Source organism: Polaromonas sp. P1_H6, assembly GCF_056405195.1.
In genome coordinates this window covers 93,158-103,928 of the sequence record NZ_JBFUCN010000003.1, presented here as the reverse complement: position 1 = coordinate 103,928, position 10,771 = coordinate 93,158, and the positions used below count along the sequence as shown (strand labels likewise).

The following is a 10,771-nucleotide window of genomic DNA, read 5'->3' as shown; positions in this document are numbered from 1 at the left end:
TTGCCTCCCCCGTCACAGTGTGACTTTTGTCACGAATTCTCAGCGCCTGAGTTCATGAAAGCAGCGCGATTCAGCGCAATGCAGCACCATTCACCATACTGCTACAAGACGTTACTATCACTACCTGAAAGTCGTCGTGTCTGGCAACAGCCTGGGCAGATGCAACGGAGTCAATCGATGAGTGCTTCTTACGCATTGCGCAGCGTCCTGATAGCCTTGCTATGCATTTGCGCACTGCGGGCCCAGGCCGCCATTGTTTGCAACGTATCGTCTTCCGGTTTCACGGCTTACTATTTCGAAAACGATCCCAACCCGACCAACGGCACCGGAAGCTTTACGGTGAGCTGCAGCCGGACAGCGGGCGACGCTATCACGTTCGCCTACACCCTGACCTCGGACGACGGCCTGCATGAAAGCGGCGGCTTCAACCGGGCGTTCAATGGAGCAGGAGGAACAGGCGCAGCCAGGATGAACTACAACCTCTACCGTGACGCGGGCCTCACCCAGCGGTGGGGCAATAGCACAGCGCTGGACTTTACCGGCACCGTCAATTTCGGCACTGCCGCCACCTTGTTCGCCACCCATACCCAGACCTACTACACCACCATCCCCGCCGTCCAGAACAAGAACGCCGGCCTCTTTACCGACACAGTGACCATGAGGCTGTGCAACTCCCTGGGTACAGGTTGCGGCACCGGCAACCTGTCGAATGGCACCTTCCCGGTCACCATCAACAACAACTCGCTGTGTCTGCTGACCACCCCCCCGGGCAGCATCAGCTTCAACTACACCTCGTTCCAGGTAGCGAATGCGACGGCCAATACGTCCTACACCGTCCGCTGCACGATTAATCAGGCTTACGCCATGACCCTGGACGCGCCGGGGGGCACCTTGCTGGGCCTGAACTACACCCTGTCATTGAGCGCGCCCGGTAACCGCACCGGCACCGGTTTGCCGGAAAACTTCACGATCAACGGCACCATCCTGGGTGGCGGCAGCACATCCGGTACCTGCAGCGGTGCCACCTGCAACCAGACGCAGCCACGTACCCTGACCATCACCTACTGAGGCAATCACCGCTGTTTTTCTGTCTGGGCAGGCCTGCGGTAGGCCATGCCGTCAAGATCAGCCGCTGATCCGTTTGGGCCTCGCTTCCTGCTGAGTTGCCATCTGGCGCCGGTCGGCAAGAGGTACACGAGCATCCAGCGTTGGCGCTTCACCCCTGCGCGTGTGCGTCGCAACAGCTTTGCGTCGCGGCTCCGCGTGGTTTCGCCTCAAAACTGATAAATACGATCTGGAAATCGATAATAATTTCTAATTTTGGTTAATATTGCCAAAAATTTCACGAATTAATTACAGAATCAATTTTTACTAAATTTATCAATTTAATTAGAATGGTCGTTACTACTGACAGATTCAGGAGTACACGCCATGCGGACTTTCAAGACAGTTTTGGGCTTCCTGCTTGCCACGCAAGCTTTGCTGGCCTGCCCTGCGCTCCATGCGCAAAGCGCTTCAGCATCGTTTGGCGTCACCATCGTGCTGAACACCTTCAGCGAGGCCGTGACGGCCGACCACCGCTGCACCCACCGGGGACGAGCCGACGGGCCCAAGGAAACCCTGCGCATCAGCTGCCCCGCCACGGTGGATGTACAGGCCATTGCAAGCGCCTCGAATGGGAAAACGGGACAGCCCCAACGCCTGAATGCGCTGGCTGTCGTGGCGGGAAAACCCATGCGGTCCACGGAACCGCTTGAGCTGACCATCTCCTGGTAGCCCGATCTGGCCGGCCCCGGGGTCGCGCAGGCCCCTTCAAACCCAGCGCGAGGCTATTGACCCAGCCAACGCACCAGCTGCCGCCCCACCTCAGGCCGGCTCAGCAGTTCCATGTGGTTCATGCCCTGCGCTATCCACTGGTTTTCCGGCGCAAACGCCAGGCAACGCTCCGGCTCCGCATGCAGGCCCAGCGCGCTTTCGAGTGACACCAGGCCGTCGCCGACCATCTTGCGCGCCAGCGCCTCCCGCACCGCCATCAGCGGCCCCTTGCCGGGCGCCAGCGTGGTGGCCGCGACGGTGTAGCAATTAACACCGGCCGGCAGCGGCACGGGCCGGCGCGCATCGGGCCCGCGCTCAAAGCGCCCCGCGTCATGCCAGTCGGCACGCAGCACATTGCCGTGGCGCAGGTCGGTGATGCCGGCGCTGCGCACCTGGCCTATCCTGGCGAACGGTTTGGTCACGATGTTGCCGCCCAGCACACCGTCCACCCAGCTGCCCAGGCGCTCCAGCGGCGCGCCGTGATGCGGGGTTCCCAGGAACACCAGCGCCTTGAGCTGCGCCAGCCAGCTGTAGCCGGCCTCGGCCGCCTGGTGGCAGGCGCTGCGCGCGACCAGGCCGCCCATGCTGTGCACCAGAAACGTGATGCTTTCAACCGGCTGCGGCCAGGCTTTGGCCAGTTGCTGCAGCAGCCCGGCCAGTTGCTCGCCGTTGTCCGAGGTGTGCAGGCCGGTGTTGTAGTGCAGGTAGACGGGCGTATACCCAAGCTCGCGCGCCAGCTGTTCGCCGTGGCCCTTGAAGCCGCCGGCGGCCGCGCTGTTCCATTGCAGGTCGTTCATGCACAGGCCGTGCACTACCACCAGCAGCTTTCCCGTCGCATTCGGCAAGCGCACGGCCAGTGCCTGCGCTTCCAGCAGCAGCGGCTGGCCCTGATGGCGCAGGCGCATGGAAATCGCCAGCGGGTTGGCTGTCTCGGCCAAGCGGTCGCCCAGCACGCCATTGAGCGCCGACAACATGGCCTCGCGCTGCGGCGTCGAGGCCCGTCCCGCCAGCGGCGCCGCGCGCGACAGCAAGGCATTGGCCGTGCCGCCGGCCAGCCGCGTCACACCCTTGATGCCGCCGTAGACCAGGCCGGTGATGCCCAGCGGGCGCACGCCGCTGGCGCCCGGCATGCGATTGATGAATTTCGCGCCCAGCGGGCCGAAAGGCGCGGCGACGGCCTTGTAGATATTGCCCTGCACGCTTTCGGCCAGGCCGGTGACGCCCAGCGTGGCCTGCGTGGCAAGCTGCGCCAGCCCCTGGATGTCGGAGACATGCAGCCAGGTGGGCAACAGGCCCGGCGAAAAAGGCCCTGGCGTTTCGGGCTGGTCGGGTGGGGTCATGCCCGATTGTGGAGGCAGAGCCGCACGCGCGCCAGCAGGTGTTGGGACGGCCCTGGAAGCGCCTCGCCCCGAGCCCTGGCCCTAGTGCGGCAATTTGCCCGGCTCTTCATGCGCGGTCTGCTCCGCGCAGTAGGCAAACAGGCTGTCCAGTTCACTGGATTTATCGAATACGGCGTCGGCGCCCAGGTCCGCGGAGCGGCGGCGGATTTCCGGCGTCGCGTAATTGGTGAGCACCACGACCTTCTGGTAAGGCTCGCGGTTGCGGCAGCCCGCCAGCACGCCCAGGCCGTTGCCCTCTTTCAGGAAAAGGTCGACGATGGCCAGCTGCCATTCCCCGTTGTGCGCGCGCAGCCAGCGGCTGGCCTCGGCCTGGGTAGCCCCATGGCCCGTGACCTGGACAGCGGCGATTTCCTGGAGCGCCTCGATCAGGTTCTCCAGGACGATCTGGTTGTCCTCGACCAGGTAAGTAATAAGTGCCATACACCCACTTTAGGCCGCTGCGGGGCAGGCGCTGCCATCCGTTGGCCCGCCTCCAGGTAGGACAGCGTAGTACCCGCTGGCCGCGCCAACATCAAGGTCGGAGCGGCCCTAGAAATGCTCGTGCGGCGCCAGGTAACGCCACTGCCCCACAGGCAGGTGCCCCAGGTTGACCTGGCCTATGCGCACACGCTTGAGCCCCGTCACAAACAGCCCCACCTGCTCGCACATGCGGCGGATCTGGCGTTTTTTGCCTTCCTTGAGCACAAAACGCAGCTGTTCGGGGTTTTGCCACGACACCTTCGCGGGCCGCAGCGCCTGGCCGTCCAGGCTCAGGCCGTGGTTCAGCAGGGCCAGCTTTTCGGGCGGGAGCACCGACTGCACGTTGACCGTTTCCGGCCCGTAGCTCACGCGCACCAAATACTCCTTTTCGATGTCCGAGTCTTCGCCGATCAGCTGGCGCGCCACGCGCCCATCCTGCGTGAGCACCAAAAGGCCTATCGAATCGATGTCGAGCCGGCCCGCCGGCGCCAGGCCGCGCAGCTGTTCGTGGCCCCAGCGCATGTGGCTGTTGCATTCGCGCCAGCGGTTTTGCGGCTGCACCAGCACCACGGCCGGCTCGTGCCCGTCCTCGGCCTGGCCGCTGACGTAGCCGACCGGCTTGTTGATCAGGATGGTGACCTGCATGCGCTGCTGTTGCTCGGCCTGGCGGTCGATCTCGATGCGCGCGTCCACCGCCACCGGCTGGCCCATCACGGCGGGCGCGCCGTTCACGCGCACCCAGCCGCGCGCGATCCAGTCGTCGGCCTCGCGGCGCGAGCACAGGCCCAGTTCGGCCATGCGCTTGTTCAAGCGCACGGTAGGCGCGGGCGCACCCGCTGCGGCGGCCGGGGCTTTGGGGATGCGGACGGCGGCGCCCACGGGTTTGGGGGCTGAGCCGGGTTTGAGGGGGTCTTGCATGGGCTGGGTACTTGATCGAGCTAGGTGCCCGGCTGTCGGGCGCTATGGTGGCTATTGTCCCACCCAGAGCCGGTAACCGACCCCGGTTTCGGTCAGCAGGTGTTGGGGTTGCGCCGGGTCGGTTTCGAGCTTCTGGCGCAAATGGCCCATGTAGATGCGCAAATAGTGGTTTTGCTCCGCGTGCGAGGGCCCCCAGACTTCGCGCAGCAGTTGCCGGTGCGTCAACACCCGGCCGGCATGGCCGAGCAGCACCGTGAGCAGGCGGTATTCGATGGGCGTCAAATGCACCTCCACGCCGGCGCGCCGCACCAGCCGCGCCTGGCGGTCCACCTCCACCTCGCCGAAGCGGAACAGCGGCTCGTCGGGCGCGCCGTCGGCCCCGGCCCCGCGCGGGCGGCGCAGGTTGGCGCGCACGCGGGCCAGCAGCTCGCCCACGCCAAAGGGCTTGGTCAGGTAGTCGTCGGCGCCGGCATCCAGCGCGGCGATCTTGTCGGCCTCGTCGGCGCGCGCCGACAGCACCACAATCGGCACGGCCGACCAGCCGCGCACGTCGCGAATCACCTCCAGCCCGTCGCCGTCGGGCAGCCCCAGGTCCAGCACCAGCAGGTCGGGTTTGCGCGTGCCGGCTTCGGTCAGCCCGCGTTTGGCGGTGTCGGCCTCGAACACCTGCCAGCCCTCGGCCTCCAGCGCCGCGCGCACAAAGCGGCGTATCTGCGGCTCGTCTTCAATGACGACGGCAACGGGAGCGGGATGCGACATGGTGTGATCAGGCGGTTTCAGGCAGGCCCTGGGGCGGCGTGCGCCGCGGCAGGGTGACGGTGAATTCTGCACCACCGCCCGCTGCATTGCTTGCGGTGACCTGCCCGCGGTGCGCCTGCACCACCGCCTGGCAGATTGCCAGGCCCAGGCCCACGCCCGGTGTAGCCGATTCGGCCTCGCCACGCGTGAATTTCTCGAACAGCTCGTGCTCGCGGCCTTTCAGTGCGGCGGGCAGGCCGGGACCGTGGTCGCGCACCGTGAGCCGTAGCGCCGTGTCCGTCACCTCGGCGCTGATGTCAATCGGTGGCTTGCCGTACTTCGCGGCATTCTCCAGCAGGTTGACCAGCACGCGCTCCATCAGCACCGCGTCAAATTCGACCAGCGGCAGGTCGGCGGGCAGCGCCGTCACCACCGCCCTGCCGGCCAGCGCATGCTGGGCCTGACGTATCGCCGAGCCCACGATCTCCTCGACCGACTGCCAGTCGCTGCGCAAATTGACGGCGCCGCTTTGCAGCCGCGCCATGTCCAGCAGGTTGTTGACCAGTGCGCTCAGGTGGCGTGCTTCGCCGGCGATGGCGCGCGCCGCCTGCGACTGCTCATCGCTGAGCGGCGGCGCCGTGCGCTGCAGCGAATCGGCCAGGCCGATCAGCGCGGTCAGTGGCGTGCGCACGTCGTGCGAAATCGCGGCCAGGAGCATGTTGCGCAGTTTTTCGGACTCCATCTGCACCACCGCCTGCTGGGCCACATCCACATAGTGCACACGCTCCTGCGCGATAGCGATCTGCCGTGCCAGCGTGTCAAGCTGCTGCATCTGCTCCGGGATCAGCAGCCAGCGTGCCTGCGCGGGCTTCACGGCCAGCACGCCGCGCACCCGCATGGGCGCCTTGAGCGGCAGGTAATGCCAGGCCTGGGCCGACAAGGTAGCCGTGGCCAGCCCGGCCGGCTGTTCGTTACGAAACACCCAGTCGGCCACACTGGCGTCAAAATCCGCCGGCGGTTTTTCAGGCGGCAGCAGCTGGTCGTGGCCGTCGGTCACCAGCACCAGCGCCTGGCCGCCGAAGTTGCGCCGCGCGGCCGCCTCGCCGAGCTCGGTGACCTGCTCGCTCAGCAAGGCCGCCGACAAATCGCGCGTGAGCTCGAACAGCGACTGTGCGCGGCGCTCGCGGCTGGCCGCGATGCGCGCCTGGAAACGCAGGCCCGCCGTGAGCTGGCCGGTCAGCAGGCCCACCACCAGCATCACGCCGAAAGTCACGAGGTATTGCACGTCGCTGACGGCGAAAGACAGGCGCGGCGCGACAAAGAAGTAATCAAAGGCCGCGACATTGAGGAAAGCCGCGAGCGCCGCCGGACCGCGCCCGAACTTCAGCGCCACCAGCACCGTAGCCATCAGGAACACCATCACGATGTTGGCCAGGTCGAAGTAAGCCAGCAGCGGCAGGGCCAGCAGCGTGACGGCCGCGCTGCCCGCCGCGGCCCAGGCATAACCGGGCAGCTTTCCTTGCCAGGCGGCAGCCTCGTCATCCTCGGCCGAACGCTGCACGGCGCGCGCCAGCCGCCGCGCGCTGTCGGCATGGCCCACCTCGACGATGTCCAGCGTAGGCGCCAGCGTCGCGAGGCGGCGCGTCATCGAGGGGCCAGCCCACAACGCGCGCCAGCCCGGCAACTGCGGCCGTCCCACCACCAGCGTCGCGCAATTGAGCTGCTGCGCCTGCGCCACCAGTTCAGCGGCGGCATCGCTGCCCGTCAGCACCGCCGTGGCCGCGCCCAGTTCTTCGGCCAGCTGGATCACGGCCAGGATGCGGTCGCGTTCGGCCACCTCCAGCAACTGCAGGCGCGGTGTTTCCACATAAGCCGCATGCCAGCGCACATTGAGCTGGCCGGCCAGGCGCGCCGCCGTGCGCACCGTTTGTTCGGCGCCCTGGCGCGGGCCTATGCAGGCCAGGATCGCGCCTTCGGTGTTCCATACCGGGGCGATGGATTTCTCGACGCGGTAGCTGCGCACGTCGTCTTCCACATGCTCGGCCGTGCGCCGCAGGGCAATCTCGCGCAACGCAATCAGGTTGCCCTTGCGGAAAAAGTTCTGCGCCGCGCGTTCGGCCTGCTGCGGCATGTAGACCTTGCCGGCCTTGAGCCGCGCCATCAGCTCATCGGGCGTGACGTCGACCAGGATGATTTCATCGGCGCCGTCCAGCACCGTGTCCGGCACGGTCTCATGCACGCGTATGCCTGTGATGGCGCCCACCGTGCCGTTCAGGCTCTCCAGGTGCTGCACATTGACGGCCGACCAGACCTCGATGCCGGCCTCCAGCAGCTCGTGCACGTCCTGCCAGCGCTTGGCGTGGCGCGAACCTTCCACATTGCTGTGCGCGAGTTCGTCGACCAGCAGCACCGCCGGCTTGCGCGCCAGCGCCGCGTCCAGGTCGAACTCTTTCAGCGTGCGGCCGCGGTAGGCCACCTCCCGCAAAGACAGTTGCTCCAGCCCCGCCAGCAATTCCATGGTTTCGCTGCGGCCATGGGTTTCGACCACGCCGACCAGCACGTCGCGCCCGGCCTTGCGCTCGCGCTGCGCGGCGCTGAGCATGGCGTAGGTCTTGCCCACGCCAGCGCTGGCGCCGAAGTAAATACGCAAGCGGCCCCGGCGCGCCTTTTCTTCCTCGCCGCGCAGGCGGTCCAGGAGTTCATCAGGGTCGGGGCGGGCGTCGGGGGAAATGGCCATGGATTTATGGAGGGTGCCTCATGGTATCGATTAACGCAAAGCCTCAAGCGCGAGATTGAGCTTCAGCACATTGACCTGGGCCTCACCCAGAAACGCCGGCCAGGGGCGTTCGGTGTGCTGTTCGACCAGGGCCTGCACCTTCTCCAGCGGCAAGCCACGCGCCCTGGCCACCCGGGCTGCCTGGTAGCGCGCGGCGGCGGGGCTGATGTGCGGGTCCAGCCCGCTGGCCGAGGCCGTGACCAGGTCCACCGGCACCGCTGCGGTATTGCCGGGATCCGCCGCTTTGAGCGCTTCGATACGGCCTTTCACGGCATCGACCAGCGCGGGATTGAGCGGCCCCTGGTTGGCGCCGCTGGAAGCCGCGGCGTTGTAAGGCATGGGTCCGGTGGCGGAGGGACGGCCCCAGAAATGCTTGGGGTCGCCGAAGTTCTGGCCTATCAGCGCGGAGCCGACCGGCTTGCCGTCGCGCACGATCAGGCTTCCCGCGGCCTGCGACGGGAACAGCGACTGCGCGGCACCGGTCACCACCAGCGGGTAGGCGACGCCAGTGACCAGGGTCAGCACGGTGAACATCACGAGTGCGGGGCGAAGTATGGTTTTCATGGTGTTTCCTTATGCGAAATTCATCGCGACCAGCAGGAGATCAATCGCCTTGATGCCGACAAAAGGCACGATCAGGCCGCCCAGGCCATAAATCAGCAGGTTGCGGCGCAGCAGTGCCGCCGCGCCGACGGGCCGGTATTTCACGCCCTTGAGCGCCAGCGGGATCAAGAACATGATGACCAGCGCGTTGAAGATCACCGCCGACAAAATCGCTGTCGAGGGGCTGCCCAGGCGCATCACATTGAGCGCGGCCAGCTGCGGGTAGGTGCTCACAAAGATCGCCGGGATGATGGCGAAGTACTTGGCCACGTCGTTGGCGATGGAAAACGTCGTGAGCGAGCCGCGCGTCATCAGCAAGGCCTTGCCGGTCTCCACCACCTCCAGCAGCTTGGTAGGGTTGGAATCCAGGTCCACCATGTTGGCGGCTTCCTTGGCGGCCTGGGTGCCGCTGTTCATGGCCACCGCCACGTCGGCCTGGGCCAGGGCCGGCGCGTCATTCGTGCCGTCGCCCATCATCGCCACCAGCCGGCCCTCGGCCTGGTACTGGCGTATCAATTTCAGCTTGTCTTCGGGCGTCGCCTCGGCCAGGAAGTCGTCGACGCCGGCTTCGGCGGCGATCGCGGCGGCCGTGAGCTTGTTGTCGCCGGTGATCATCACCGTCTTGATGCCCATGCGGCGCAACTCGCCGAAACGCTCCTTGATGCCGGCCTTCACAATGTCCTTGAGCTCCACGATGCCCAGCACGGCGTTGCCGTCGGCCACCGCCAGCGGCGTGCTGCCGCGGCGTGCCACCTCGTCGGCAGCGCGCAGCACCTCGGCCGGCACATTGCCGCCCAGCGCCTCCACATGCTTGCGGATCGCATCGACCGCGCCCTTGCGCAGCTGGCGCGTGCTGCCGTCGGGGCGCTGCACGTCGATGCCGCTCATACGGGTTTGAGCCGTAAAAGGTACTTCGAGGCTGTCACCCACCAGGGCTTCACTCGCGCCCAGGCGCTGCGCCAAGGCGACGATGCTGCGGCCCTCGGGTGTTTCATCGGCCATGGAGGCTTGCATCGCGGCTGTGGCCAGTTTGGCGCCCGTCAAGCCAGGTGCAGGCAAGAAGCTCGAAGCCTGGCGGTTGCCGTGGGTGATGGTGCCGGTCTTGTCGAGCAGCAGCACGTCCACGTCGCCGGCGGCTTCCACCGCGCGGCCCGAGGTGGCAATCACATTGGCCTGCATCATGCGGCTCATGCCGGCCACGCCCACGGCCGACAGCAGGCCGCCTATGGTGGTCGGGATCAGGCAGACCAGCAGGGCCACCAGCGCCGTGATGCTGACCACAGTTCCCGCGCCCGCCGCGCCCACGCTGAACACCGAGAAAGGCAGCAAGGTGACCGTGACTACCAGGAAGACAATCGTCAACGCCACCAGCAGGATGGTCAGCGCGATTTCATTCGGCGTCTTCTGGCGTTTGGCGCCTTCAACCATGCTGATCATGCGGTCCAGGAAAGACTCGCCGGGGTTGACCACGATGCGCACCACCAGCCAGTCGGACAGCACGCGTGTGCCGCCGGTCACGGCCGAGAAGTCACCGCCCGACTCGCGCACCACGGGGGCCGATTCGCCGGTGATGGCGCTTTCGTCGACCGAGGCCACGCCTTCAATGACCTCGCCGTCCAGCGGGACCATGTCGCCAGCTTCGACGAACACCACCGCGCCCTTGCGCAGGTTTTCGGCTTGCTCCGGCAACCAGGCGGTACCGTGGAAGACCTTGCTGTTGGCCTCCTTGAATTTTTTGGCCCAGGTGCTCTTTTTAAGGCTGCGCAGCGACGCGGCTTGTGCCTTGCTGCGGCCCTCGGCCAGCGCCTCGGCAAAGTTGGCGAACAGCACGGTGAACCACAGCCAGACGGCCACGGCCAGAATGAAGCCTGCTGGCGCCTCGCCCTGTCCCTGCAAGGCCTGCAGGCCCAGCAAGGTGGTGAAGATGCTGCCGATGTAGACGACGAACATGACCGGGTTTCGCCATTGCACGCGCGGGTTCAGCTTGGTGAACGAGGCCGCGATGGCAGGTTTGAGCAGTGCGGGGTCGAGCAGCACAAAAGGTTTTTGGGTAGTCATATCA

9 protein-coding genes are annotated in these 10,771 nt (G+C 66.2%); 2 read left to right on the top strand and 7 right to left on the bottom strand.

The window, feature by feature from the left end:
- The first annotated feature begins 177 nt into the window (after positions 1-177).
- A complete protein-coding gene (locus tag AC1D1F_RS04185) occupies positions 178-1,068 on the top strand; it encodes a Csu type fimbrial protein (protein WP_477696095.1) in 891 nt (296 codons plus the stop codon).
- A 363-nt stretch (positions 1,069-1,431) separates the two neighbouring features.
- Positions 1,432-1,776 carry a hypothetical protein gene (locus tag AC1D1F_RS04180; protein WP_477674899.1) on the top strand — a complete coding sequence of 115 codons (345 nt, stop codon included), beginning with the start codon at positions 1,432-1,434 and terminating at the stop codon, positions 1,774-1,776.
- Positions 1,777-1,829: 53 nt separating this feature from the next.
- Here AC1D1F_RS04180 and AC1D1F_RS04175 read toward each other — a convergent pair whose 3' ends face one another.
- The 7 genes from AC1D1F_RS04175 to kdpB all read right to left on the bottom strand — a co-directional run bounded on the left by AC1D1F_RS04175 (position 1,830) and on the right by kdpB (position 10,767).
- Complete coding sequence (locus tag AC1D1F_RS04175; RefSeq protein WP_477674898.1) at positions 1,830-3,155, bottom strand: esterase/lipase family protein; 1,326 nt, start codon at positions 3,153-3,155, stop codon at positions 1,830-1,832.
- A gap of 81 nt (positions 3,156-3,236) precedes the next feature.
- Positions 3,237-3,635: a response regulator gene (locus AC1D1F_RS04170; RefSeq protein ID WP_477696096.1), complete on the bottom strand. Its 399-nt coding sequence runs from the start codon at positions 3,633-3,635 to the stop codon at positions 3,237-3,239.
- Positions 3,636-3,743: 108 nt separating this feature from the next.
- The gene (locus tag AC1D1F_RS04165; RefSeq protein ID WP_477696097.1) at positions 3,744-4,592 is read right to left on the bottom strand and encodes a pseudouridine synthase; all 849 of its coding nucleotides are present in this window, start codon (positions 4,590-4,592) and stop codon (positions 3,744-3,746) included.
- 51 nt (positions 4,593-4,643) lie between these two features.
- Positions 4,644-5,351, bottom strand: a complete 708-nt coding sequence (gene kdpE / locus AC1D1F_RS04160) for a two-component system response regulator KdpE (RefSeq protein WP_477696098.1) — start codon at positions 5,349-5,351, stop codon at positions 4,644-4,646.
- A gap of 7 nt (positions 5,352-5,358) precedes the next feature.
- Positions 5,359-8,067: a DUF4118 domain-containing protein gene (locus tag AC1D1F_RS04155; RefSeq protein WP_477674894.1), complete on the bottom strand. Its 2,709-nt coding sequence runs from the start codon at positions 8,065-8,067 to the stop codon at positions 5,359-5,361.
- 30 nt (positions 8,068-8,097) lie between these two features.
- Positions 8,098-8,670, bottom strand: a complete 573-nt coding sequence (gene kdpC / locus AC1D1F_RS04150) for a potassium-transporting ATPase subunit KdpC (RefSeq protein WP_477674893.1) — start codon at positions 8,668-8,670, stop codon at positions 8,098-8,100.
- Positions 8,671-8,679: 9 nt separating this feature from the next.
- Complete coding sequence (gene kdpB / locus AC1D1F_RS04145) at positions 8,680-10,767, bottom strand: potassium-transporting ATPase subunit KdpB (protein ID WP_477674892.1); 2,088 nt, start codon at positions 10,765-10,767, stop codon at positions 8,680-8,682.
- Positions 10,768-10,771: the final 4 nt, after the last annotated feature.